Source organism: Streptomyces sp. NPDC001157 (assembly GCF_053598255.1).
In genome coordinates, this window is sequence record NZ_JBSFJW010000009.1 from 252,834 (window position 1) to 277,087 (window position 24,254).

Genomic DNA, 24,254 nt, shown 5'->3' on the forward strand with positions numbered 1-24,254 from the left:
GTTGAGCACCTTTCGGTGAAGGGGATCGGAGGGTGGGCCTCAGGAGCGTACTTCGAGCAGGGGGACCAGTTGCTCGGCAGGGGTCATCGAGCCGTGGTTGCCGACCATCGCCGACTCCTTGGGCTCCCGCTCGGAGGCGATGATCAGGACGTCGTCGCGGGCGGCCGCGACCACGTCGCCGATGCGGGCGTACACCCGCTCGTCGATGTGCGGTCCGAACCAGCCCGCCGCGATCGCCTCGTCCCGGGAGGCGACCCAGAACTGCTCGCCGAGCACCTCGCGCCAGACGGTGAGTACGTCGTTCTCGGCGCCCTGGACCGCGTACACGTGCCGGGCGCGGCCCTCGCCGCCCAGCAGGGCGACACCGGCGCGCAGTTCCCAGTCCTCGTCGAAGTCGATGCGGTGCTGCTCGTCGAAGGGGATGTCGACCATGCCGTGGTCGGCGGTGACGTACAGCGCGGTGCGCGGCGGGAGTTGCTCGGCGAGGCGCTGGACGAGGCGGTCGACATGCATGAGCTGGCCGCGCCAGGTGTCCGACGCGACGCCGTAGCGGTGGCCGGCGCCGTCCAGCTCGGCGTAGTACGTGTAGACCAAGGAGCGGTCGCCGGCGGCCAGTTGCCCGGCGGCCAGGTCCATGCGGTCCTCGCCGGACAGCCGCCCGTGGAACGTTCCGCCACTGAGCGCGACCTTGGTCAGCGGGGTGTTCTCGAAGGTCGGCGAGGTCACCTGGGCGGCGTGCACGCCGGCCTGTTCGGCCAGCTGGAAGACGGTGGGGTACGGCTGCCAGGCGCGCGGCGACGTCCACGGCCGCCAGCGCAGCTGGTTCATCAGCTCGCCGGTCTCCGGGTTGCGCACGGTGTAGCCGGGCAGGCCGTGCGCACCGGGCGGCAGACCGGTACCGACGGAGGCGAGGGAGGTCGCGGTGGTCGCCGGGTAGCCGGCGGTCAGGGGGCGACCGGTGCCGCCGCGCGAGGTGCCGAGGAGCGAGGTCATGAAGGGCGCCTCGTCCGGGTGTGCCCTCAGCTGCTCCCAGCCGAGCCCGTCGATCAGGAACACGCAGTTCCGGTCGGCAGGGGTCAGCTCGGTGATCGCGGCGGTCATGCCCGGTACGGCCATGCCGGCGGCCAGTGTGGGCAGCAGGTCGGCGAGGGAGCCGCTGCCGTACTCGGGCGGCGGCGCGGAGTCGACGGTGAGGGGTTCCGGGTGGGTGTCCCACGGAGCGGACTGCGACATCAGCGGGTGGTGTCCGCGGTGGCCTCGGAGAGCGACTGGGCGAAGGCGAGCGCCTGGCGGACGGTCTCCGGCCCGTCGCCTGCCTCGCTGACGCGCAGGCTGAGGTCGTCCGCCGTCGAGCTGCCCGTGTACCCGTGGTCGGCGTCGCAGTTGGGGTCGCCGCAGGCCGCGGGTTCGAGGTCGATGCGGGCGACGGCGCCCCAGCCGATGGTGAGGACGACCTCACGGGGCAGGGTGCCGGGCTGGTACTGCTCGGGGTTGGCGACCACGCGGCTGAGCACGACCGAGGAGATCCGGCCGAGCTTCACGGACTCCGTCGAGGTCGTGGCGTACGGCGTCGGGGAGGTGGTGTCCGCGGCCTGCTCGTCGGTGTGGCTGACGATGAAGCGGTTGCCGGTGAGGACGAGCACCGTGACGTGCCTGCGCACCTCGTTGGCGTCGAAGGTGGTCTCCTGGTGGACCAGGTACGACCGGATGGGCTCGCCGCCCACGGCGGCCTCCACCGCCTCGGCCACGAGGGCCGGGTAGTAGCCGCTGCGCTCGATCGCCGCGCGCAGCCCCTGGGTCGTCGTACTGGTCTTGGCCATGACGTCCATCCTACGGGGGCGCACTGACTGCGAGGCACCGGTCAGCGCTGTCCGAGCGGACGTCTCAGTAGACGGGAAGGGTGCGCGGCCCGAGGTCGTCGCGGGCGGGCGGCGGCGCGAGGCGGACGGAGGCGCCGAGGACGGTCAGACCACGGGGTGCGACCACGACCGGCTCCAGGGTCACCGCGACGACCTCGGGGTGGTCGTCGACCAGCCTGGACACCCTCAGCAGCAGCTCTTCCAGCGCAGGAGTGTCGACCGGCGTCGAGCCGCGCCAGCCGAACAGGAGCGGCGCCGTCCGGATCGACCGGACCAGCGAGCTCGCCTCCCGGTCCGTGACGGGGACCAGTCGGTGCGCCATGTCACCGAGCAGCTGGGAGGCGGCTCCGGCGAGCCCGAAGGACAGGACGGCCCCGGCCGCCGGGTCGATGACGGCCCGTACCACCGTGTCCACGCCGCGTGGCGCCATCCCCTGCACGACCGGCCTGAGCTCCTCCGGCTTTCCGAACAGTTCCGTCAACTCGGCGTACGCCCGGCGCAGTTGCTCCTCGTCCGCGAGATCCAGGCGTACGCCGCCCAGGTCGGCGCGGTGGCGCAGGTGCGGGGCGGTGGCCTTGAGGGCGACGGGGTAGCCGAGGGTCTCGGCGGCCCGCACGGCGTCGTCCGGGGTGAACGCGGGCACCGCCCTGCGCACGGGGATGCCGTACTGCCCGAGCAGCTCGCAGGTGTCCTCGGTGCCGAGCGTGAGCCCCTGCCCGCGTGCGAGCATCCCGCCGATGAGCCGGGCGGCTCCCTTCTCGTCGATGTCCTCGTACTCGGGCACCTTGCCGGGGTCGGCGCTCTCGCGCCGCCACTGCGCGTACTTCACGGCTTCGCCGAGGGCACGGACGGCACGCTCGGCGGCGGGGTAGGCGGGGATGAGGCGGGAGCAGGTGGCGGGGGCTGCGGGTTCCTGTGTCCGCACCGGAGGGGGCAGTTGCTGTGAGGGGCGCAGCCGGCGGGTGCCGGTCGCCGCGGTGCCCGGCTGCGGTGCCGTGCTCGTCGCGGCCGACAGCGCCTCCGCGAGGCCGCCGAGCTCCACGTGCACCACGAGCACGGGCTTGCCCGGAACGGACTCGGCGGCCGATCGCAGCGCCTCCGCCAGCTCGGCCTCCCCCGGTGACCCCTCGCCGATCGCCGGGATCGCGGTGACCACGACCGCATCGCACGAGTCGTCCCCGAGCGCCCGCAGCAGCGCCACATGGAAGTCCTCCGCCGAGGCCCCGGTGGTCAGGTCCAGGGGCCTCAGCGGCCTGAGCCCCTCGGAGAGGCAGGCGTCGTACGTCAGCAGCCCGAGGGACTCGGAGTTTCCCAGGATCGCCACCCGTGGGCCCGCCGGCAGCGGCTGCCGTGCGAGCAGCAGGCCCGCGTCGACCAGCTCGGTGATCGTGTCCACGCGGATCACGCCGGCCTGTCTGAGCAGCGCGGACACCGTCGCGTGCGGCAACCGCGTGGCCCGTACGGCATGTCCCTGCGGGGCGGATCCGGCGCCCTGGACCACGACCAGGGGCTTCGCGGCGGCCGTGCGACGGGCGAGGCGGGTGAACTTGCGCGGGTTGCCGATGGACTCCAGGTACATGAGGACGACATCGGTGTCGGGGTCGTCGTACCAGTACTGGATGACGTCGTTGCCGGACACGTCCGCGCGGTTGCCGGACGACACGAAGGTGGACACGCCCGTGACTCCGGTGACGCCGCCGCCGCGTCGCTGCAGCCGGGACAGCAGTGCGATGCCGATGGCGCCGGACTGGGCGAACAGGCCGATCCGGCCGGGGCGGGGCATCTCGGGGGCGAGGGAGGCGTTCAGCCGGACGTCCGGGGACGTGTTGATGATCCCGAAGGCGTTCGGCCCGATGATCCGCATGCCGTACGTGCGCGCGTGCCGCACGAGTTCGCGCTGGCGCTCGCGCCCCTCGGGCCCGCTCTCGGCGTACCCGGCGGAGACGACGACGAGTCCCTGCACTCCGTGCTCGCCGCACTCGGTGACGGCCTCGGGGACGTGCTCGGCCGGCACGGCGACGATCGCGAGGTCGACGGGCCCGTCGATGTCCCGGACCGAGCGGTGGGCGGGGACGCCGTCGAGCTCCTTCACGTCTTCGGGGAGCGCCTTGTTCACGGCGTACAGCGCCCCGGTGAAGCCGGCGTCACGGCGGAGGTTGTCGAGGATGCTGCGGCCCACGCCGCCGGGGGCACGGCCGGCGCCGACGACGGCGACGGAGCCCGGCACGAGCAGCCGCCGTACGGACCGGGCCTCGGCGCGCTGCTCACGCGCGCGCTGCACGGCCAGGGAACGGTCGGTGGGTTCGAGGTCGAACTCCAGGCGTACGACGCCGTCCTCGAAGCTGCGCTTCTGGGTGTACCCGGCGTCCGTGAACACCTTGATCATCTTGGTGTTGGCGGGCAGCACCTCGGCGGCGAAGCGGCGGATGCCGCGCTCCCGGGCGACCGCGCCGATGTGTTCGAGGAGGGCGGAGGCGACGCCGCGCCCCTGGTGGGCGTCCTGCACGAGGAAGGCGACCTCGGCCTCGTCGGCCGGAGCTGACGCGGGCATGCCATCGGCACCGATGCGGTCATAGCGTACGGTGGCGATGAACTCGCCGCCGACCGTGGCCGCGAGTCCCACCCGGTCCACAAAGTCGTGGTGCGTGAAGCGGTGGACGTCCTTTGCGGACAGACGAGGGTAGGGCGCGAAGAAGCGGTAGTACTTCGACTCGTCCGAAACCTGCTCGTAGAAGCTGACCAGGCGCTCGGCGTCATCAACGGTGATGGGGCGGATGCGCGCGGTGCCGCCGTCGCGCAGCACCACGTCGGCCTCCCAGTGGGCGGGGTACTCGTGCCGGTCCGGCGAGGTCTGCATGGGCCCCAGAGTACGGCTCGCGTCCGACAACGGCGCGGGGCAGTCTGTGGAGAACACCGCAGTCCTTCGAGAAGAGAACAAGGACGAAAGTCGGGCCGAGGCCGCGGTCCGACTGCCCACCCCGGACGGGACACAGGACCGCTCCGGAGACGCTTCACATGTGGGAAACTGGTCTAGACAACCCTGAGACACTGAAGGGCAGCATCACATGGCTGAGCGCCGCGTCAACGTCGGCTGGGCCGAGGGCCTCCACGCCCGCCCCGCTTCCATCTTCGTCCGGGCCGCCACGGCCGCAGGTATCCCGGTGACGATCGCCAAGGCCGACGGCAACCCCGTCAACGCGGCCTCCATGCTGGCCGTTCTCGGCCTGGGCGCCCAGGGCGGCGAGGAGATCGTCCTCGCCTCCGAGGCCGAGGGCGCGGACGTCGCCCTCGACCGTCTGGCGAAGCTGGTCTCCGAGGGGCTCGAGGAGCTTCCCGAGACCGTCTGATCACGGCACCACAGAAGGGCTCGTCCGAATTGCCGGGCGAGCCCTTCGCATTTCCCGCACAAGGGTGGTGCAATTTCCGATCGCGGGCAGCAGAAGTAATGCCCCGCGAATTGTTCCCTCTTTGTATACGGCGCCCGTGTTAATGCCGCAGGCCCGACATGTTTACGGGATGTTGCGAGTTCCTCACACCGTTCACCCGCTCCGGGACGCCGAAGCGCAGCCGGTGCACCGCGCTCGAGCGTTCGGAGTGCAGCGTGGTGAGCGCACGCGCGCGCTCACTGTCGCCGCGGGCCACGGCGTCGACGATCGCGCCGTGCTCCGCCCAGGACTCCACGGGGTTGGCCGGGGCCTCCACGGCGTACATCCAGGCGATCTTGTGGCGCAGCTGGGTCAGCATCGAGGTCAGCGCGGGGCTGCCGGAGGCCTGGGCGAGCGTCTCGTGGAACCAGCCCCCCAGGGAGCGCAGATCCTCGCTGTTGCCCCTCCTGGCCCGCTCCTGGCCCAGTCTGACCAGGCCGCGCAGGACCTTGAGATGGGCGTCGGTGCGCCGCTGGGCGGCCCGGGAGGCGCCGAGCGGTTCCAGGAGCATCCGCATCTCCAGCAGGTCGGCGGCCTCCTGCTCGGTCGGCTCCGCGACGCACGCGCCCGCGTGCCGCCGGGTCACCACGAAGCCCTCGGCCTCCAGGGTGCGCAGCGCCTCGCGCACGGGGACACGCGAGACGCCGTAGCGGCGCGCGAGGAGTTCCTCGGTGAGCCGGCTGCCGCGCTCGTAGACACCGGCGACGATGTCGTCCCGGATCGCCGTGCACACCGAGTGCGCCGGAATACGCATGACCGACCTCCGACTTAATCCCCGTGAAACGTCGATGATTGACGTGTATCGGCGACTCTATTGCACGGAGCCGGAATTTCCGACGGCGGGGCGGAATCCAGGGATATTTTTTGGACAGCGGGGAAGCAGAAACGCCGAAAGCCCCGGCTGAAGAGCCGGGGCCTCAGGAGATCTTGCGGTACGTCGTCAGACGTTCACGCCGTGCGAGCGCAGGTAGGCGACGGGGTCGACGTCCGAGCCGTACTCGGAGGTCGTACGGGCCTCGAAGTGCAGGTGCGGTCCGGTGGCGTTGCCGGTCGCGCCGGAGAGGCCTATCTGCTGGCCCGGGGTGACCGTCTGGCCCACCGAGACGCCGATGGACGACAGGTGGCCGTACATGGTGTACATGCCGTCGGCCATCTTGATCACGATCTGGTTGCCGTACGCCCCGCCCCAGCCTGCCTCGACGACGGTGCCGGAGCCGACCGCGTGGACGGTCGTGCCGCTCGCGGCGTGGAAGTCGATGCCGGTGTGGCTGCCGGAGGACCACAGGGAGCTGCTGGCCTGGTAGCCGGTCGACACGTACGAGTTCGAGATCGGCGCGACGAACGTGTTGAGGCGCTTGCGCTCGGCCTCGCGGGCGGCGCGCTCCTTGGCCTCGCGCTCCGCCTTGGCCTTCGCGGCGGCCTTCTCGCGTGCCGCTTCCAGGGCCGCCTTCTTGAGCGCGGCCTCCTCGGCTGCCTGCTTCTGGGCGTCGGCCTGGGCGTCGATCTTGTCGGCGATCGTGTCGCCGATGGTGATGACGGGGGTGAGGCCGGTCTGCTCGACGGAGTTCTCGGCCGCGAGCGCGGGGGCTGCGAGGGTTCCGATGACGCCGGTGGTGGCGAGGGCCGCGACGCCTGCGGCGGCCGTGGTGGTGCGATGCATCCGGCGGGGACGACGGTGCTTCCCGGTGGCGCGCGTGAACGCCATGTAGTGGCTGGTCCTTTCCTTCCCTCTCGCCTACCGGGTTAGCTGACGGGTTCGGAGCAGGAAGGTCTCCTACGGACCCCCTCGCTGCACGCGCGGGCGTCCGATTCACCCCAGGGACTGCGATGGGTCCCCGGCTCCCCTGGCTCGCGCCGTACGGGGACTCGGCGATGGCTGTCCGGTGCCGCGGATGCGGCGCGGTGCCTGACGGACAGCCCGGACGACGCTAAGCGGGGCATCTTTCAATCCCCAAACGGATCACGGCTTTTGTAGCGCATGCCACAGGGCAGACAGGCAACCTCTCCCTCAATTCGGACATTAAGGGGCCCTGGTGACGCATCAGTCACCAGGGCCCCTACGCGCGCGTGCCGCTGACCGAGCCTCTACTCGGCTGCCACGACCTTGACTTCGCCGATCCCGAGGGCCTCGACGGGCTCCTTGATCTGGGCCGCGTCACCGACGAGAACCGTCACCAGACGGTCCACCGGGAAGGCGCTCACGGCCGCCGCGGTGGCCTCCACGGTGCCGGTCGCGGCGAGCTGCTGGTACAGGGTCGCCTGGTAGTCGTCGGGCAGGTGCTGCTCGACCTGGTCGGCCAGTGTGCTGGCGACGGCCGCCGCGGTCTCGTACTTCAGCGGTGCCACACCGACGAGGTTCTGCACGGCGACGTCGCGCTCGGCGTCGGTGAGGCCGCCCTCGGCGAGCGTGCGCAGCACCGTCCAGAGGTCTTCGAGCGCCGGGCCGGTGTTCGGGGTGTCGACGGAGCCGCTGATGGCGAGCATCGCGGCTCCGGAGCCGTCCGGGGCGGACCTGAGGACCTGGCCGAACGCACGCACACCGTAGGTGTAGCCCTTTTCCTCGCGCAGGACGCGGTCCAGGCGCGAGGTGAGGGTGCCGCCGAGGCAGTACGTGCCGAGCACCTGGGCGGGCCACACACGGTCGTGCCGGTCGGCACCGACGCGGCCGATGAGCAGCTGCGTCTGGACGGCGCCGGGGCGGTCGACGATGATCACGCGCCCGGTGTCGTCGGCGGTCACCGGCGGCACGGGGCGGGGGTCGGCCTTGGAGCCGGTCCAGGCGCCCAGGGTGTCTCCGAGCAGCGCGTCCAGGTCGATGCCGGTGAGGTCGCCGACGACGACGGCGGTGGCCGTGGCGGGCCGGACATGGCGGTCGTAGAAGGCGCGTACGGCCGCCGCGTCGATCTTCTCGACGGTCTCCTCGGTGCCCTGGCGCGGGCGGGACATGCGCGAGGTCGCCGGGAACAGCTCCTTGGAGAGCTCCTTGGCGGCACGGCGGGACGGGTTGGCCAGCTCGTGCGGGATCTCGTCCAGGCGGTTGCGGACCAGCCGCTCGACCTCGCTGTCGGCGAACGCGGGCGCCCTGAGGGCGTCGGCGAGCAGACCGAGCGCCTTGGCGAGACGGGAGGCCGGGACCTCGAGGCTGAGGCGGACGCCCGGGTGGTCGGCGTGCGAGTCGAGGGTGGCGCCGCAGCGCTCCAGTTCGGCGGCGAACTCCTCGGCGGAGTGCTTGTCGGTGCCCTCGGAGAAGGCCCGCGCCATGATCGTGGCGACGCCTTCGAAGCCGGCCGGTTCGGCCTCCAGGGGCGCGTCCAGGAGCACCTCGACGGCGATGACCTGCTGGCCGGGGCGGTGGCAGCGCAGGACGGTCAGGCCGTTGTCGAGCGCGCCGCGCTCGGGGGACGGGAACGCCCACGGCTTGGCCTCGCCCGCCCGGGGCTGCGGGTGGAACTGCATCGTGGCGAGCTCGGTCACTTGGCCGCCTCCTCGTTCTGGTCGGTGGCTTCCACCGTGGCTTCGGACTCGGGGTCTTCGGGGAAGTCCTCGTCCTGGGTGTGCTCCGCGGACTCGGGCGAGAGCGGCTCGTAGACGAGGACCGCGCGGTTGTCGGGCCGCAGGCGGGCCTTGGCGACCTCCTGGACCTCCTCGGCCGTCACCTCCAGGACGCGCTGGACGGCGGTGAGGGCGAGCTGCGGGTCGCCGAACAGGACGGCGTACCGGCACAGTTCGTCGGCGCGGCCCGCGACCGTACCGAGCCGGTCCAGCCACTCGCGCTCCAACTGGGCCTGGGCGCGCTCCATTTCCTCGGCCGTGGGGCCCTCCGCGGCGAACCGGGCGAGCTCCTCGTCGATGGCGGCCTCGATGACCGGCACCTCGACGTCACCGGAGGTCTTCACGTCCAGCCAGCCCAGGGAGGGCGCTCCGGCCAGCCGCAGCAGGCCGAATCCGGCCGCGACGGCCGTGCGGTCACGCCGTACCAGCCGGTTGTAGAGGCGGGAGGACTCGCCGCCGCCGAGGACGGTGAGCGCCAGGTCGGCGGCGTCCGCCGCGCGCGTGCCGTCCTCGGGCAGCCGGTAGGCCGCCATCAGGGCACGCGCCGGGACCTCCTCCTCGATGACCTCGCGCAGCTGCTCACCGATGATCTCGGGCAGCGAGCCGTCGCGGGGCTCCGGCTTCCCGTCGTGCGAGGCGATGGACCCGAAGTACTTCTCGACCCAGGCGAGCGTCTGCTCCGGGTCGATGTCGCCGACCACCGAGAGGACGGCGTTGTTCGGCGCGTAGTACGTGCGGAAGAACGCGCGCGCGTCCTCCAGGGTCGCCGCGTCCAGGTCGGCCATCGAGCCGATCGGTGTGTGGTGGTAGGGGTGGCCCTCCGGGTAGGCGAGGGCGGTCAGCCTCTCGAACGCCGTGCCGTACGGCACGTTGTCGTAGCGCTGCCTGCGCTCGTTCTTGACGACGTCCCGCTGGTTCTCCATGGACTCGTCGTCGAGGGCGGCGAGCAGGGAGCCCATCCGGTCCGCCTCCAGCCAGAGGGCGAGCTCCAACTGGTGGGCGGGCATGGTCTCGAAGTAGTTGGTGCGCTCGAAGCTGGTGGTGCCGTTCAGCGAGCCGCCGGCGCCCTGCACCAGCTCGAAGTGCCCGTTGCCCTTGACCTGCCCGGAGCCCTGGAACATCAGGTGCTCGAAAAGGTGAGCCAGGCCGGTACGTCCCTTGACTTCGTGGCGCGAGCCGACGTCGTACCAGAGGCACACCGCCGCCACCGGGGTCAGGTGATCCTCCGAGAGCACCACGCGCAGGCCGTTGGCCAGGCGGTGCTCCGTCGCTGTCAGGCCCCCGGTGCCTGCCTGGTCTGTGGCCGTGTGACCCATGGGCATGTACATCCCTTCGCCTCGCGGATGCGGTGGTTCGAACCGCGGTTTTCCTGCCGGTCCCGCCACTGTATGCAAGCGTGCAGATCGTCGGCGAAGTTCCCGGACGACGTACGCCCACAGCGGATCGCGTAGCCTGCGGGCAGCCGCGGCGAGGTTGGCCCCGCCCACCGGCCCGGACCGCCGACACAGGGTCCTGGCCCGCGTTGTCAGTGCCGCGGTCCACAATGGTCCGCGACAGATACCGTTCACGCTTCAGCATGAGCGAGCCGAAGGGGACGTGAGCGACCCGTAGGCGAGCAGCCAGAAAAGAGGAGCCGGCAGCGATGGCCCGCCGCAGCACGAAGACCCCGCCGCCCGACGACTCGTTCGAGGAGCGCATCCTCGACATCGACGTCGTCGACGAGATGCAGGGCTCCTTCCTCGAGTACGCGTACTCGGTCATCTACTCCCGAGCCCTGCCCGACGCCCGCGACGGCCTCAAGCCGGTCCACCGTCGCATCGTCTACCAGATGAACGAGATGGGGCTGCGCCCCGACCGCGGCTATGTGAAGTGCGCGCGCGTGGTCGGCGAGGTCATGGGCAAGCTGCACCCGCACGGCGACGCGTCGATCTACGACGCCCTGGTGCGCATGGCCCAGCCCTTCTCCATGCGCGTGCCGCTGGTCGACGGCCACGGCAACTTCGGCTCGCTGGGCAACGACGACCCGCCGGCCGCCATGCGGTACACCGAGTGCCGCCAGGCCCAGGCGACGAGCCTGATGACGGAGTCGATCGACGAGGACACGGTCGACTTCGCGCCCAACTACGACGGCCAGGAGCAGGAGCCGGTCGCCCTGCCCGCGGCCTTCCCGAACCTGCTGGTGAACGGCGCGTCGGGCATCGCGGTCGGCATGGCGACGAACATGCCGCCGCACAACCTCGCCGAGGTCATCTCGGCCGCCCGCCACCTGATCCGCTTCCCGGGCGCGGACCTCGACACCCTGATGAAGCACGTCCCCGGCCCGGATCTGCCCACCGGCGGCCGCATCGTGGGCCTCGCCGGCATCCGGGACGCGTACGAGACGGGCCGCGGCACCTTCAAGATCCGTGCCACGGTCGAGATCGAGACCGTCACCGCCCGCCGCAAGGGCCTGGTCGTCACCGAACTGCCCTTCACGGTCGGCCCGGAGAAGGTGATCGCCAAGATCAAGGATCTGGTCGGTTCCAAGAAGATCCAGGGCATCGCCGACGTCAAGGACCTCACCGACCGCGCGCACGGCCTGCGCCTGGTCATCGAGATCAAGAACGGCTTCGTGCCGGAGGCAGTCCTGGAGCAGCTGTACAAGCTGACGCCGATGGAGGAGTCCTTCGGCATCAACAACGTCGCACTGGTCGACGGCCAGCCGCTCACACTGGGCCTCAAGGAGCTCCTGGAGGTCTATCTCGACCACCGTTTCGATGTCGTGCGCCGCCGCAGCGAGTTCCGCCGCACCAAGCGCCGCGACCGTCTGCACCTGGTCGAAGGCCTGCTCACGGCGCTCGTCGACATCGACGAGGTCATCCGCCTCATCCGCTCCAGCGAGAACAGCGCGGAGGCGAAGGAACGCCTGATGGAGCGCTTCTCGCTCTCGGAGATCCAGACCCAGTACATCCTCGACACGCCGCTGCGCCGCCTCACCAAGTACGACCGCATCGAACTGGAATCGGAGAAGGAGAAGCTCAACGCGGAGATCGCGGAGCTGACCCGGATCCTCGAGTCGGACGCGGAACTGCGCAAGCTGGTCTCCTCCGAACTGGCCGCGGTGGCCAAGAAGTTCGGCACCGAGCGGCGTACGGTCCTGCTGGAGGCCTCGGGCGCCCCGGCAGCCGCCGTACCGCTGCAGGTCGCGGACGACCCCTGCCGGGTGCTGCTCTCCTCCACGGGCCTGCTGGCCCGCACGTCGAACGGCGAGCCCTTCCCGGAGGACGCCGACGCCCGGCGCACCAAGCACGACGTGATCGTGTCCGCGGTGCCGGCGACGGCACGTGGCGAGATCGGCGCGGTGACCTCCTCGGGCCGTCTGCTGCGGATCAACGTCGTCGACCTTCCCCAGCTGCCGGAGACGGTGTCGGCGCCGAACCTCTCCGGCGGGGCGCCCCTGTCGGAGTTCCTCTCCCTGGAGGACGACGAGACGGTGGTCTGCCTGACCACGCTGGACGAGTCCTCCCCCGGCCTCGCCCTCGGCACCGAACAGGGCGTCGTCAAGCGTGTCGTCCCCGACTACCCGTCCAACAAGGAGGAGTTGGAGGTCATCACGCTCAGGGACGGCGACCGGATCGTGGGCGCGGTCGAGCTGCGTACCGGCGAGGAGGACCTGGTCTTCATCACGGACGACGCGCAGCTGCTGCGCTACCAGGCCTCGCAGGTCCGCCCCCAGGGCCGCCCCGCGGGCGGTATGGCGGGCATCAAGCTCACCGAGGGCGCGAAGGTCATCTCCTTCACGGCGGTGGACCCGGCGGCGGATGCGGTCGTGTTCACGGTCGCGGGCTCGCGCGGCACACTCGACGACTCGGTCCAGACGACGGCCAAGCTGACCCCGTTCGACCAGTACCCGCGCAAGGGCCGCGCCACCGGCGGGGTGCGCTGCCAGCGGTTCCTGAAGGGCGAGGACTGCCTGTCCCTGGCCTGGGCGGGCACCGTTCCGGCCAAGGCGGCGCAGAAGAACGGCACCCCGGCCGACCTCCCCGAGATCGACCCGCGCCGCGACGGCTCGGGCGTGTCACTGGGGAAGACGGTGGCGGTGGTGGCAGGACCCGTCTAGGCCGACGGCTCCACCAGGTCCGGGTCCTCTTCCGGATCCTGTACGTAGCGCAGGACGCCCCACATACCGTGCTCGTCGGCGGTGTGCGGGGCGTCGCTGTTGCACGCCTCCAGTTCCTTGCCGAGGGCGGGCGCGTCGATGCCGGAGCCGATGAGAACCAGCTGGGTGAGGCGGGCATCGCCCGGTGCCCAGGGCTCAGGGTAGAAGCGCAGAAAGCGCCCCACCGCGTGCACGGCGTAGCGGTTGTGGACGTCGTACGCCCCGAAGTCGACGTACCCCTTGATCCGGTACAGCCCCTCTGGCCTGCTGTCGAGGAACTCCATCAACCGACGTGGGTCCAGGGGCACTTCGGAGCTGAAGGACAGGCTGTCGTAGGCCGCGTGGAGGTGGTCGGCGTGTCCGTGCTCGCCGTGTTCGTGCAGGTCGTCGAAGGACAGCTGCCCGATGCGCTCCTCGCTCGGCTTGCAGTCGAAGAGGAACTCGGGATCGATGCGGCCGTAGGTGGCCGGGACGACGGCTGCACGGTCGACGAGCGAGCGGACGAGCCCGAGGACGCGCTCTGCGTCCTGCACCCGGTCGAGCTTGTTGACGACGACGAGATCGGCGAGGGCGAGATGCCGGTCGACCTCGGGGTGCTTCGCGCGCGTGTCGTCGAACTCGGCGGCGTCGACGACCTCGACGAGGCCGCTGTACACGATCCCCGGTTGCTCACTGGCGAGCACCATGCGCACCAGTTCCTGGGGTTCGGCGAGGCCGCTGGCCTCGATCACGATGACGTCGATGCCGGCGGAGGGCCGGGCGAGCCGCTCGAGATAGAGGTCGAGCTCGCTGACGTCCACGGCACAGCACAGGCAGCCGTTTCCGAGCGAGACGGTGGAATCGCCGAGCGCTCCGGCCACGGCCATGGCGTCGATCTCGATGGCGCCGAAGTCGTTCACGACGGCGCCGATACGACTGCCACCGCTGCGGTGGAGGAGGTGATTGAGGAGGGTGGTCTTGCCGGAGCCCAGGAATCCGGCGAGTACGACGACCGGGATCTGCCGGAGGCTGTGGCTCGGCTGACTCAACGTGCGACCTCTCTGACACCGACGCGCACACCGGATCGCGGTCCCGGCGCACGCACGAGGATTGAATGCCGGACCAGGATACGAGCCGGAATAATCACCGCGAAGTGAACGATTGTTAGCAGCACTTGCGGGGCAGACGTTGGGCAAGGCGCCGGAGTGTGCGACCCTCGCTTCCCTCCGTGCGCCGCCTCTCCGCCTCCCTGCCGATCAGAGCCGCTCGGCACCCTGGGAGACGGCAAGCGCCGCCCACCGCTCGCCGGTCCCCATCAGTCGACCCGCATTCCGACGACCGGCGGACGGCCGCCTGACTCGGGGGTTGACATGGCCACACGGAATACATCAGCGGGGAGGCTCGCCTTCGTCACGGCCGGCCTGCTCGCCACTGCCGGGCTGACACTGGCCGCAGGCCGACGGCGACTCGAAGCAGAGCAACTGCAGGTGAAGCGGCTGGAGCTCGAGGAACTGGCCGCTCGCCGCAGGGCCTTGGCACACCAGCAGCGCATGCATTGGGAGTTGCTGTCCAGGGCGATCGACGATCCCTCCCTTGCCGCCGTGATCGACACCTATGACGCGAACATCCCGGAAGCCAAGCGGCGCCAGTACTTTTATGCCAACGCCTGGTACATCAACCTCTACCACCTCCATCGGGCAGGGATCCTTGACCAGCGGGAGTTCTACGGTCACGCACGCGAGCTCTTCCAGAATCCCCTGATGCGCGAGTACTGGGAGGCCTCCAAGGGGCAGCGCGCGACCTTGAAGGCGTCGTCCGACGAGGCCAGGCTCGGACGGATGGTCGACGATCTCATCAAGGAGATCGAAGAGTCCGACGCTGACCAGTGGTGGGTGGTGGGTAACCCACCCACTGATTGATCTTCGGGAGGGCCCGGTCAACGGAGGGACGTCACCAGGGCGGTTTGGGTGACTTTCGTGGATGCAGACGCACGTGCATCAGCAATCCCAGTAACGTGCTCCACACCACTCTGCCCACATCTTGTGTAAGGACCGGTACCCTTGAAAATCGTGCGCCGCATCGGTGTGCCTCCGAGTGCCCGCGGCAGTGCCTCAGGAGCAAACTGCCCGGACGTCTTCGAACTGAACGACGGCAACTTCGCCGTCATCGGCACTGAGGCCACCGAGGCGCTGGAGGGGGAACTGCCCGCAGACGCCTCCCGAGCCGACTACGAACGCATCGTCATCGTGAGTCGGGAGACTCTGATCCGCGCCAAGGCGGACATCCCCGACGCCTGACCACCCCCGTCCCGTTCGTGTCCCGGCCCCACACAACCACGGTCCGAGCCGGGCATCCCTCGATGAGCAGCCGGCACCCCGTTCCTGCTCGATCACCACCGATGAGGCCTGGCGCCAGAACGGCACCAGGCCGCACGCATCTCTCAGGCCGGCTCTGGCACCCGCACCGGCGCCCCCGGCCCCACATACCGCGCCACCGGACGGATGATCTTCGAGTCCTCCGCCTGTTCGAGGATGTTCGCGCTCCAGCCCACCACCCGCGCCGCCGCGAACGTCGGGGTGAACATCTCGCGGGGCAGGCCGCACAGTTCCATGACCACGCCCGCGTAGAACTCGACGTTCGTGTGCAGTTCGCGGCCGGGCTTCAGCTCCGTCAGGATCCTCTCGACGTGACGTTCCACCTCCACGGCGAACTCCACGCGCGGGCCGCCGAAGCTCTGGGCCACCTCACGGAGCATCCGGGAACGGGGGTCCTCGGTGCGGTACACGGGGTGGCCGAAGCCCATGATCCGGTCGCCGGCAAGGACGCGTTCACGGATCCAGGGGTCGATGCGATCCGGGGTACCGATCGCATCCAGCGTGTCCAGCGCGCGGCTGGGCGCACCACCGTGCAGCGGACCGGAGAGCGCCCCCACGGCTCCGACGAGGCAGGCGGCAACGTCCGCTCCGGTCGACGCTATGACCCGCGCGGTGAAGGTTGATGCATTGAAGCCGTGATCAATGGTTGAGATCAAGTACTGCTCGACCGCCCGGGCCCGCTTCGGCTCCGGCACCGAACCCGTCAGCATGTAGAGGTAGTTGGCCGCATAGGAAAGGTCGTCCCGGGGCTCCACCGGTTCGAGACCCCGGCCCAGCCGATGCAGCGCCGTAAGCAGGGTCGGGACGGCCGCGGCCGCCACGAGAGTGTCCTGACGGCGGTCGGGCGCGTCGATGTCGTACACCGGCCGGAAGCCCTTCGCCGCGCCGAGCAGCGACAGCGCGGTGCGCATACCGGCCAGCGGGCCCGACCTCCCGCTCGCCGCGGCAATGGCGGGCAGAGCCGCCCGCACCTCGTCGGGCAGCCGCCGCAGGGCCGTCGTCTCGGAGACGAACACCGCACGTTGCGCCGCGTCCGGCAGTTCGCCGTGGACCAGGAGATGCCAGACGTCCTCGAAACCACGGGTCTGCGCGAGTTCGACGGCCGAGTACTGGCGGTAGTGGTAGAAGCCCTCGAGCCCCCGGACGTCCCCGATCTCGGTGTCGGTGACGACGACACCGGCGAGCCCCCGCGGCACGTCGACGGCGGCGACGGCTGACCTGTTGACGGACATGATTCCTCCCTGGACTTGATTCAACTGTCGATGCTTGACTCATTCTCTGTCAATATTGATTGGATCAATGCTTTGGATCCATGCGTCGTGATGCGGATACGGTGACCCCATGCGCGATCAAGACCCCTCCGCCGGTCACGCCGAACGCCGGCTGACCACCAAGGAAGCCGCCGAACTGCTGGGCGTGAAGCCCGAGACCGTGTACGCGTATGTGAGCCGCGGCCAGCTCGGCAGCCGCCGCGTGCCCGGCGGCCGGGGCAGCACCTTCGACGTCAAGGAGGTGGAGGCACTCGCCCGGCGCAACAGACGGGAGAGCAGCGGGAGTTCACCCTCAAGCGGCGAGCTCTCCGTGCGGACCCGCATCACCCTCATCGAGGCGGACCGGTACTTCTTCCGCGGCGTCGACGCCACCGAACTGGCCACGCACCACTCCTACGAAGAGGTCGCCGAGTGGCTGTGGACCGGCCGACTGCGCCCCGGCATGGCGTTCACCGCACCGAAGGCCTCCGTCGCCCTGGCCCGCCGCGCCGTCGACACGCTGCCCGAACACACCGGACCGACCGACCGGCTGCGGGTTGCCGCGATCGCCGCCGCGGTGGCGGACCCGTTGCGCTTCGACCTCTCCGAGGACGCCGTGCTCGGCACCGCGCGAACCCTCATCCCCACCCTGGTCGCGGCCCTGCCACCGGCCCGGCGCGGCCACCGCGACGAGGGTCCGCTGGCGCACCGCCTGTGGGCGCGGCTGAGCGGAGTCGACCCGGACGAGGCCTCGCTGCGCGTGCTGGACACCGCGCTGGCCCTCCTCGTCGACCACGACCTCGCCGCCTCGACGCTTGCAGTGCGCGTCGCCGCCTCGGCCCGCGCCCACGCCTACGCGGCCGTCTCCGCCGGGCTCGGCGTGCTGGAGGGCCCCTTGCACGGAGCGGCCAGCGGCCTCGCCCACCGGCTGCTGCTCGACGTGCTCGACGAGGGCAACGCCGGCCCCGTCATCGCGGAAGAGCTGCGGGCGGGCCGCCGCATCCCGGGCCTCGGCCACCGGCTCTATCCCGGCGAGGACCCACGCGCGCGTGTCCTGTTCGGCCTCCTGGAGGAGATCCCCCGCGCCGCCCCCGCCCTCGCCGCGGCCCGCGACATCGTGGCCACCACCGCCCGCCACACCCCGCTGCATGCCAATGTCGACCTGGCGCTGGCGGTGCTCACCGCATCCTCGGGCATGCCCTCCACCGCGGGCGAGACGATCTTCGCCGTGGCGCGTACGGCGGGCTGGATCGCCCATGCGCTCGAGGAGTACGGCGAACGCCCGCTGCGCATGCGGCCCAGTGGACACTACGTCGGCCCGAGGCCGCCCCAGCCGCTGCCCTAGCCGGATCGGCGCCTGCCGGCGCCGGACACCGACGCGGCCGGAAGTCGCCGTGAGTCAACTCAGGTTAGGCTCACCTCTGTGAGTACGTGCTCAATCGTCTCCCAGGAGCTCGACGAGCCCCTTTCGGGAACCGCGGCCACCGCGAGGACCTGGCTGCTGCTGGAGCAGCCAGGTCCTTGGGGCGCCAAGGCGCTCACTTCGAGCCACCTCGATCCGGCCCTCGGCCGCGCCCTGGAGGCGGCCACGGACGGCACGGGCGTACGTATCGCGCTGATCCGCCGCCCGGGACGGCACGCCGACTGCGGCACTCCCACCACGCGGCAGGTGTACGCGGCCCACACCGTGCCCGGCAACGCATGGCTGCACTCCGCCACGGTCTGCGATCCGCGGGCTCTGCTCGACCTCGACTTCGCCGCGCTCGGCAGGGGCGAGCACCACACCTTCGACACGGCGCTCGGCGCCCGGCCGCACGCCGGTGGCCCTCTCGCGCTCGTCTGCACCAACGGCAAGCGCGACCGCTGCTGCGCGCTGCTCGGTCGCCCGCTCGCGGCCGAGCTCGCCGCCTCCGAGGTCGAGGGCGTCTGGGAGGTCACTCATCTGGGTGGCCATCGCTTCTCGCCCACGCTGCTCGTCCTTCCGTACGGATACGCATACGGCCGCGCCGAGGCCGACGCCGTGACGGAGGTCCTGCACGGCGTCCAGGAAGGACGGATCGTCGTGGAGGGCTGCCGCGGCAGCTCCGCCTGGGAGCGGCCCGGCCAGGCGGCCGAGCTGGCCGTGCGCACCGCCGCGCGCGAGTATGCCGCGGACGCCCTGAGCGTCGTACGAACGGACGGAGCCACGCCGTACTGGCAGGTGACCGTCGCCCACACGGACGGACGCCGGTGGCGCGTCGAGGTGGCCCAGGGTGCGTCCCTGCCACCCCGTCCGGAAAGCTGCGGGACGTCGATTCTCGGCTCACCTGCGCGAATGGAGGTCCTGGCGGTGCACGAGCTGAGCATGACCGCCCTCGCGAGTTGACCCGGCGCGTCAACGCTTCGACCACTTGGGCTCAGCATTGATCAAGAGATGCATGCCACACCCCCTACGGCGGTTTCGGCCCGTCCACGTACCGTCGTGGGTATGAGCCCCACTCCCCCCGCACGCCGCCTGCGCCTCGGTCTGCCGAAGCGGGTGTTCTCGCAGGTGCTGCTGATGCAGGTGGCGATCGCCGCGGGAGTCGCGGTGCTCGCGACCGGGCTGTTCCTGGCGCCGCTCAGCAAGCAGCTCGACGAGGAGGCGATGCGCCAGGCGCTCGCCATAGCCGAGACCACGGCGCAGAACCCGCAGATCGCCGACGGAGTCCTGCACACCCCGCCGACCAAGGACGGTCCGGTGCAGAAGGAGGCCGAGCGGATCCGGCGAGCCACGCACGCCGAGTACATCGTGGTGCTGGACCGGAATTGGGTGCGCTGGTCGCACCCAACGGCGTCGCAGATAGGCCACATCGTCTCCACGAATCCCGAAGACGCCCTGTCCGGCAAGGAGGTCATGGAGATCGACAAGGGCACCCTGGGCCGCTCGGCCCGCGGCAAGGTGCCCCTGCGGGACGACCACGGCGAGATCATCGGGGCCGTCTCGGTCGGGATCAAGTACGACAGCGTGCGGGCCGACCTCATCGGCGCGATTCCCGGGCTGCTCGCCTACGCCGGCGGCGCACTCGCGGTCGGCGCGCTGGCCGCCTGGCTGATCTCGCGGCGGGTCCAGCGACAGACCCGCGACCTGGCCTTCTCCGACATCTCGGCGCTGCTCGCGGAGCGCGAGGCGATGCTGCACGGCATCCGGGAGGGCGTCGTGGCCCTGGACCGGGCCGGTCGGATACGTCTCCTGAACGACGAGGCACACCGGCTGCTGAGCATCGACGCGGATACCGTCGGCCGGTCCCCCGACGAGGCGCTCGGGGAAGGACGTACGGCCGACATCCTGGCCGGCCGGGTGACCGGCACCGACCTGCTCACCGTCCGCGGCCAGCGCGTCCTGGTCTGCAACCGCATGCCCACCGACGACGGCGGCGCCGTGGCCACTCTGCGTGACCGCACCGAACTGGAGCAGCTCGGCCGGGAACTCGACTCGACGCGCGGCCTGATCGACGCCCTGCGCGCCCAGGACCACGAGCACGCCAACCGTATGCACACGCTCCTGGGACTGCTCGAACTGGAGATGTACGACGACGCCGTGGAGTTCGTGGGAGAGGTGGTCGGTGACCACCGGGTCACGGCGGAACAGGTCACCGAAAAGATCCACGACCCGCTGATCGCTGCTCTGCTGGTCGGCAAGGCGACGGTGGCGGCCGAGCGCGGTGTCGCCCTGTGGGTCTCGGACCGGACGCGGCTCCCGGACCGGTTGATCGACCCCAGGGGGCTCGTCACGATCGTCGGGAACCTGGTGGACAACGCGCTCGACGCGGTCGCGGGCACCCTCCACGCGCGCGTGGAGATCGAGTTGCGCGCCGAAGGGCGTACCGCCGTCCTCAGAGTGCGCGACACCGGGCCCGGAATCCCGGTGGAACAACGCGAGTTGATCTTCACTGACGGGTGGTCCACGAAGGAGCCGCCCGCACACCGCAAGCGCGGCATCGGCCTGTCCATGGTGCGCAGGCTCGCGGAGCGGCAGGGCGGCAGCGCGGCGGTCGGCGAAGCGGACGGTGGCGGCGCGGAATTCACCGTCGTGCTGCCGGAAGCACTGACCGAACCGGAGCCGGCTCTGACCGCAACCGCGGACACGACCGTCAAGGAGGAGTCGCGATGATCGAGGTCCTGGTCGTGGACGACGACACCAGGGTCGCGCAGGTCAACGCCGCCTACGTCGAGAAGGTGCCGGGTTTCCGTGTCGCCGGCGTGGCGCACAGCGCCGCCGAGGCGCTGGGTCAGCTGGAGACGCTGCCCCGTCTGGACCTGGTCCTCATGGACCACTACCTGCCCGACGAGACGGGTCTTGCGGTCGTCCAGGAGATGCGCCGACGAGGCCACCAGACCGACGTGATCATGGTGACGGCTGCGCGCGACGTGTCGACCGTCCAGGCCGCGATGCGGCACGGCGCGCTGCAGTACCTGGTCAAGCCGTTCGCCTTCGCGGGCCTGCGCGCCAAGCTGGAGGCGTACGCGCAGCTGCGCCGCACGCTCGACGGCGGCGGCGAGGCGGAGCAGGCCGAGGTGGACCGTATCTTCGGCGCCCTGTCGGCCTCTTCGGAGCCTGGGCTGCCCAAGGGCCACTCCCCCAACACGGCGGAGCTGGTACGTCAGTCGCTGATGAGCGCCGAAGGTCCGCTGTCGGCCCAGGAGATCGCCGACCGGACCGGCGTGAGCCGCCAGACCGCCCAGCGGTACCTGAAGCTCCTGGAGCGCACAGGGCGGGCCCGGCTCACCCTGAAATACGGCGACGCGGGCCGCCCTGAACACCGTTACGTGTGGGCGACCCGCGCCTGAGGGCACGGCCTGTGGGGGTGGGGGAAGGAGCCGTGCCCCTTCCCTACTTACGGATTCAGCCCGCGGCCTTCTCCACGAACTCGGTGGTGAACGTCTTGCTCAGATCGATCTTGGCATTCTTGATGTTGGGGTTGAACGCCTTGAGGACCTTCTCGACGGTCTCAGGGCCGTCCTTGGGCATGACGCCGTCCTTGGTGAACATCGGCAGAGTGCTGTCGATGGCTGCCGCGTACAGGACCTTGTTGCCCTGCGAGTAGTCGGCGGGCATCTTGTCGGCGATCTGCGTCGAGCTGTGGGTGGACATCCACTTGAGCGTCTTGACGAATGCATTGGCCAACTTCTGGACGGTGTCCTTGTGACTGTTGACCCAGTCCGTCTGCATGTACAGGCTTGACGACGGGTACGGGCCGCCGAGCGCCTCCTGGGAGCCCTCAGGGGTGCGCATGTCGAGCAGAACCTTGCCCGCCTTCTTGTCCAGGACGGTGGCGACGGTCGGGTCGGTCGTCATGCCGGCGTCGATGGCACCCTTCTGGAGCGCCGCGATGAAGGTCGGTCCCGCTCCGACCGCGACCGGCGTGAAGTCACTGACGTTCACTCCGTTCTTGACGGCAAGGTACTTGGTGAGGAAGTCGGTCGACGAGCCGAGACTGGTGATGCCGAGCTTCTTCCCCTTGAAGTCCTTGGGCGACTTGATGTCACCCTCCGCCTTGCTGGAGACGATCTCCACCTCGCCGGGCGCGTGCGAGAACTGGACCACGGACTCCACAGCCTTGTCCTTGGTCTGCAGGTCGAGGGTGTGGTCGTAGAAGCCGACGGCCCCCTGGACCTGCCCGGAGACGAGCGCGGTCTCGGCCTGGACACCGGCGGGCTCGCTCAGCATCTCGACGTCGAGGCCCTCGGCGTCGAAGTAACCGAGCCGCTGGGCGAGCATCGCGGGGAGGTAGATGACCTTGTCCAGGCCACCGACCATGATCTTGACCTTCGTCCCCTTGCCGTCGCCCTTGCTGGTGGAGGCGGTACTGGCCGCGTCGTTGGCACAGGCGGTGAGGGAGGAGAGGGTGAGCAGGCCGGCGGCGGCCAGGGTGCCATATCTGACGGACTTGCGCATGGTGATTCACGTCCTTGTGAGAGAGCGGTGCGGGGAGGTGAGGAGACAGGGAGCCCCAAGAGGGCGCTCGGTGCTACGAGTTCGTCGGCTTCCAGCGGAAGACACGGCGTTCGACGAAGGTGAGCAGCCCTTCGGCCGCCAGCGCGACGACGGCGAGGATGACCATCGCGGCGTACACACCGGCCGGGTTGAAGGTGTTCTGGGACTGCGACACGAGCAGGCCGATGCCTTTGGTGGCTCCGATGTACTCGCCGACGATGGCTCCGATGAGTGCGAAGCCGAAGCTGACGTGGAGGCTGGTGAAGATCCACGAGGTGGCGGACGGGATGACGACCTGAAGGGTCACCCGACGGTCACTGGCGCCCAGGATGCGGGCATTGGCGACCAGATTGCGATCCACCTCACGGGCACCCTGAAAGGCGTTGAAGAAGACCGGGAAGAAGACGAGGACCACAGCCGAGGCAACCTTGGAGGCCGGGCCGAGACCGAACCAGATCAGGAAGATCGGGGCAAGGATGATCCTCGGCATCGAGTTGAGTACCTTGATGTATGGACCAAGGACATCGGCGAGGAAGGCGATCCGCCCGAGCGCAATGCCGAGGACGACACCGGCGATCACGCCAAGCACCCAACCGAGCAGTGCCTCGTACAACGTGTACCAGATCTGCTCTCCCAGAGACCCCTGCGCCGTCCCGTGCATCACCCAGGTGTAGATCTGGTCCCAGATCTTCGAGGGCATCGAGAAGTTGAACGCATCGATGACCTTGGCCCGGGAGAGCATCTCCCACAGCCCCAGGACGGCGACCAGAAGCAGCACGCGGGTGATCAGAACGACAATCGTGCGTCTACGGGCGGCACGCGCGCGAGACTGCGCACGGTCCGTCTTGTTGCCGGGCTCGGTCATGGTCAGCGCGACCTGTGCCTCAGGCATGACGTCAGGCGACATTGGCGGCACCCCTCTCACGGGTGATGCGGACCTCTTCGCCGAGGGACTCCCAGATCTCGCGGTAGATCTCGATGAATCGCGGCTCCAGCCGCACCGACTCGACCTTGCGCGGCCGCGGCAGGTCGATGTCGAAGACCTGCTTCACGGTGGCCGGACCGGCCGTCATGACGACGACCTTGTCGGCCAGCGCGATCGACTCCTCCAGGTCGTGTGTGACGAAGACCACGGAGGCGCCCGTGCCCTCCCACAGCTCGAGCAGCTCGTCCGACATCAGCGCCCTGGTCTGCACGTCGAGCGCCGAGAACGGCTCGTCCATCAGCAGGATCTCGGGGTCGTTGACGAAGGTCGCGGCGAGCGCCACGCGTTTGCGCTGGCCGCCGGAGAGCTGGTGCGGGTAGCGGTCCTCGAAGGCGGCGAGCCCGACCCGGGCCAGCCACTCTCGCGCCTTCTCCTTCGCCTCCGCCTTGGGCACGCCGCGAAAACGCGGGCCCGCCATGACGTTGGACAGCACGGTGCGCCAGGGGAAGGTGGCGTCCTGCTGGAAGACGAAACCGACCTTGTCGCCGACGCCGCGAACGGGCTCCCCGGCGACCAGAACGTCACCCTCGGTGGGCTCCTCCAAGCCGCTGACCAGGGTCAACGTGGTCGACTTGCCGCAGCCCGTAGGGCCGACGACCGCCACGAACTCACCGCGCCCGACCGTGAGGTCCAGCTCCCTGACGGCCGTGTGCAGACCCCCCGACGGGGTCCTGAAGATCTTGCTCGCGCCCCGTAGCTGGATGGCGGGGCTGGTGTCTGCGCTCATGGCCGGGG

At 70.2% G+C, this 24,254-nt stretch carries 20 protein-coding genes and 1 riboswitch; of the genes, 8 read left to right on the forward strand and 12 right to left on the reverse strand.

Annotated features, from left to right (window positions below; all coding sequences use genetic code 11):
• Positions 1-39: 39 nt before the first annotated feature.
• The 3 genes from ACWDAG_RS19480 to ACWDAG_RS19490 all read right to left on the reverse strand — a co-directional run bounded on the left by ACWDAG_RS19480 (position 40) and on the right by ACWDAG_RS19490 (position 4,716).
• Positions 40-1,233: an alkaline phosphatase family protein gene (locus ACWDAG_RS19480; protein WP_450696821.1), complete on the reverse strand. Its 1,194-nt coding sequence runs from the start codon at positions 1,231-1,233 to the stop codon at positions 40-42.
• Entirely contained in the window at positions 1,233-1,820 is a 588-nt protein-coding gene (locus ACWDAG_RS19485; RefSeq protein ID WP_450696822.1) for a DUF5998 family protein, read from the reverse strand. The genes ACWDAG_RS19480 and ACWDAG_RS19485 overlap by 1 nt, the downstream gene beginning before the upstream one ends.
• A 64-nt stretch (positions 1,821-1,884) precedes the next feature.
• Positions 1,885-4,716 (reverse strand): bifunctional acetate--CoA ligase family protein/GNAT family N-acetyltransferase, encoded by a 2,832-nt coding sequence (locus ACWDAG_RS19490; RefSeq protein WP_450696823.1) that lies wholly within the window; start codon positions 4,714-4,716, stop codon positions 1,885-1,887.
• Between the two features lie 208 nt (positions 4,717-4,924).
• Between ACWDAG_RS19490 and ACWDAG_RS19495 the strand changes: the two genes are divergently transcribed.
• Positions 4,925-5,206 carry an HPr family phosphocarrier protein gene (locus ACWDAG_RS19495; protein WP_030605519.1) on the forward strand — a complete coding sequence of 94 codons (282 nt, stop codon included), beginning with the start codon at positions 4,925-4,927 and terminating at the stop codon, positions 5,204-5,206.
• 139 nt (positions 5,207-5,345) lie between these two features.
• Here ACWDAG_RS19495 and ACWDAG_RS19500 read toward each other — a convergent pair whose 3' ends face one another.
• The 4 genes from ACWDAG_RS19500 to ACWDAG_RS19515 form a co-directional block, all read right to left on the reverse strand.
• On the reverse strand, positions 5,346-6,038 hold the full coding sequence (locus tag ACWDAG_RS19500; RefSeq protein ID WP_450696824.1) for a GntR family transcriptional regulator: 693 nt from the start codon (positions 6,036-6,038) through the stop codon (positions 5,346-5,348).
• 186 nt (positions 6,039-6,224) lie between these two features.
• Positions 6,225-6,989: a M23 family metallopeptidase gene (locus ACWDAG_RS19505; protein ID WP_450696825.1), complete on the reverse strand. Its 765-nt coding sequence runs from the start codon at positions 6,987-6,989 to the stop codon at positions 6,225-6,227.
• Between the two features lie 12 nt (positions 6,990-7,001).
• Positions 7,002-7,166: riboswitch (cyclic di-AMP (ydaO/yuaA leader) on the reverse strand.
• A gap of 203 nt (positions 7,167-7,369) precedes the next feature.
• Positions 7,370-8,758, reverse strand: coding sequence for a M16 family metallopeptidase (locus tag ACWDAG_RS19510; RefSeq protein WP_450696826.1), 1,389 nt, complete (start codon positions 8,756-8,758; stop codon positions 7,370-7,372).
• A complete protein-coding gene (locus ACWDAG_RS19515; RefSeq protein WP_450696827.1) occupies positions 8,755-10,158 on the reverse strand; it encodes a M16 family metallopeptidase in 1,404 nt (467 codons plus the stop codon). Before ACWDAG_RS19515 ends, ACWDAG_RS19510 begins: the two co-directional genes overlap by 4 nt.
• Positions 10,159-10,478: 320 nt before the next feature.
• On the opposite strand from ACWDAG_RS19515, the gene ACWDAG_RS19520 reads away from it, so the two are divergent.
• A complete protein-coding gene (locus tag ACWDAG_RS19520) occupies positions 10,479-12,935 on the forward strand; it encodes a DNA gyrase/topoisomerase IV subunit A (protein WP_450696828.1) in 2,457 nt (818 codons plus the stop codon).
• On the opposite strand, the gene ACWDAG_RS19525 is transcribed toward ACWDAG_RS19520, so the two are convergent.
• Complete coding sequence (locus ACWDAG_RS19525; protein WP_450696829.1) at positions 12,932-14,002, reverse strand: CobW family GTP-binding protein; 1,071 nt, start codon at positions 14,000-14,002, stop codon at positions 12,932-12,934. The two genes, ACWDAG_RS19520 and ACWDAG_RS19525, sit on opposite strands and share 4 nt — an antisense overlap.
• 321 nt (positions 14,003-14,323) lie before the next feature.
• On the opposite strand from ACWDAG_RS19525, the gene ACWDAG_RS19530 reads away from it, so the two are divergent.
• Positions 14,324-14,872, forward strand: a complete 549-nt coding sequence (locus ACWDAG_RS19530; protein ID WP_450696830.1) for a DUF6082 family protein — start codon at positions 14,324-14,326, stop codon at positions 14,870-14,872.
• A gap of 141 nt (positions 14,873-15,013) precedes the next feature.
• Complete coding sequence (locus tag ACWDAG_RS19535) at positions 15,014-15,250, forward strand: hypothetical protein (protein ID WP_450696831.1); 237 nt, start codon at positions 15,014-15,016, stop codon at positions 15,248-15,250.
• Between the two features lie 143 nt (positions 15,251-15,393).
• Here ACWDAG_RS19535 and ACWDAG_RS19540 read toward each other — a convergent pair whose 3' ends face one another.
• A complete protein-coding gene (locus ACWDAG_RS19540; protein ID WP_450696832.1) occupies positions 15,394-16,560 on the reverse strand; it encodes a citrate synthase/methylcitrate synthase in 1,167 nt (388 codons plus the stop codon).
• 109 nt (positions 16,561-16,669) lie between these two features.
• Between ACWDAG_RS19540 and ACWDAG_RS19545 the strand changes: the two genes are divergently transcribed.
• The 4 genes from ACWDAG_RS19545 to ACWDAG_RS19560 all read left to right on the forward strand — a co-directional run bounded on the left by ACWDAG_RS19545 (position 16,670) and on the right by ACWDAG_RS19560 (position 21,387).
• The gene (locus ACWDAG_RS19545; RefSeq protein WP_450696833.1) at positions 16,670-17,923 is read left to right on the forward strand and encodes a citrate synthase; all 1,254 of its coding nucleotides are present in this window, start codon (positions 16,670-16,672) and stop codon (positions 17,921-17,923) included.
• A gap of 78 nt (positions 17,924-18,001) precedes the next feature.
• Positions 18,002-18,943, forward strand: a complete 942-nt coding sequence (locus tag ACWDAG_RS19550) for a sucrase ferredoxin (RefSeq protein WP_450696834.1) — start codon at positions 18,002-18,004, stop codon at positions 18,941-18,943.
• 102 nt (positions 18,944-19,045) lie between these two features.
• On the forward strand, positions 19,046-20,710 hold the full coding sequence (locus ACWDAG_RS19555) for an ATP-binding protein (RefSeq protein WP_450696835.1): 1,665 nt from the start codon (positions 19,046-19,048) through the stop codon (positions 20,708-20,710).
• Positions 20,707-21,387 (forward strand): response regulator, encoded by a 681-nt coding sequence (locus ACWDAG_RS19560; protein WP_450696836.1) that lies wholly within the window; start codon positions 20,707-20,709, stop codon positions 21,385-21,387. Before ACWDAG_RS19555 ends, ACWDAG_RS19560 begins: the two co-directional genes overlap by 4 nt.
• 55 nt (positions 21,388-21,442) lie before the next feature.
• Here the strand turns inward: ACWDAG_RS19560 and ACWDAG_RS19565 are convergent, their stop codons facing one another.
• The 3 genes from ACWDAG_RS19565 to ACWDAG_RS19575 form a co-directional block, all read right to left on the reverse strand.
• Entirely contained in the window at positions 21,443-22,495 is a 1,053-nt protein-coding gene (locus ACWDAG_RS19565; RefSeq protein WP_450696837.1) for an ABC transporter substrate-binding protein, read from the reverse strand.
• Between the two features lie 73 nt (positions 22,496-22,568).
• Positions 22,569-23,426 (reverse strand): ABC transporter permease, encoded by an 858-nt coding sequence (locus tag ACWDAG_RS19570; RefSeq protein WP_450696838.1) that lies wholly within the window; start codon positions 23,424-23,426, stop codon positions 22,569-22,571.
• Between the two features lie 4 nt (positions 23,427-23,430).
• Complete coding sequence (locus ACWDAG_RS19575) at positions 23,431-24,246, reverse strand: ABC transporter ATP-binding protein (protein ID WP_450696839.1); 816 nt, start codon at positions 24,244-24,246, stop codon at positions 23,431-23,433.
• Positions 24,247-24,254: the final 8 nt, after the last annotated feature.

Coding starts and splice junctions, on each gene's coding strand:
- ACWDAG_RS19480 (WP_450696821.1), bottom strand. CDS start 1,233: ATGTCGCAGTCCGCTCCGTGGGACACCCACCCGGAACCCCTCACCGTC.
- ACWDAG_RS19485 (WP_450696822.1), bottom strand. CDS start 1,820: ATGGCCAAGACCAGTACGACGACCCAGGGGCTGCGCGCGGCGATCGAG.
- ACWDAG_RS19490 (WP_450696823.1), bottom strand. CDS start 4,716: ATGCAGACCTCGCCGGACCGGCACGAGTACCCCGCCCACTGGGAGGCC.
- ACWDAG_RS19495 (WP_030605519.1), top strand. CDS start 4,925: ATGGCTGAGCGCCGCGTCAACGTCGGCTGGGCCGAGGGCCTCCACGCC.
- ACWDAG_RS19500 (WP_450696824.1), bottom strand. CDS start 6,038: ATGCGTATTCCGGCGCACTCGGTGTGCACGGCGATCCGGGACGACATC.
- ACWDAG_RS19505 (WP_450696825.1), bottom strand. CDS start 6,989: ATGGCGTTCACGCGCGCCACCGGGAAGCACCGTCGTCCCCGCCGGATG.
- ACWDAG_RS19515 (WP_450696827.1), bottom strand. CDS start 10,158: ATGCCCATGGGTCACACGGCCACAGACCAGGCAGGCACCGGGGGCCTG.
- ACWDAG_RS19520 (WP_450696828.1), top strand. CDS start 10,479: ATGGCCCGCCGCAGCACGAAGACCCCGCCGCCCGACGACTCGTTCGAG.
- ACWDAG_RS19530 (WP_450696830.1), top strand. CDS start 14,324: ATGGCCACACGGAATACATCAGCGGGGAGGCTCGCCTTCGTCACGGCC.
- ACWDAG_RS19540 (WP_450696832.1), bottom strand. CDS start 16,560: ATGTCCGTCAACAGGTCAGCCGTCGCCGCCGTCGACGTGCCGCGGGGG.
- ACWDAG_RS19545 (WP_450696833.1), top strand. CDS start 16,670: ATGCGCGATCAAGACCCCTCCGCCGGTCACGCCGAACGCCGGCTGACC.
- ACWDAG_RS19555 (WP_450696835.1), top strand. CDS start 19,046: ATGAGCCCCACTCCCCCCGCACGCCGCCTGCGCCTCGGTCTGCCGAAG.
- ACWDAG_RS19560 (WP_450696836.1), top strand. CDS start 20,707: ATGATCGAGGTCCTGGTCGTGGACGACGACACCAGGGTCGCGCAGGTC.
- ACWDAG_RS19565 (WP_450696837.1), bottom strand. CDS start 22,495: ATGCGCAAGTCCGTCAGATATGGCACCCTGGCCGCCGCCGGCCTGCTC.
- ACWDAG_RS19570 (WP_450696838.1), bottom strand. CDS start 23,426: ATGCCTGAGGCACAGGTCGCGCTGACCATGACCGAGCCCGGCAACAAG.
- ACWDAG_RS19575 (WP_450696839.1), bottom strand. CDS start 24,246: ATGAGCGCAGACACCAGCCCCGCCATCCAGCTACGGGGCGCGAGCAAG.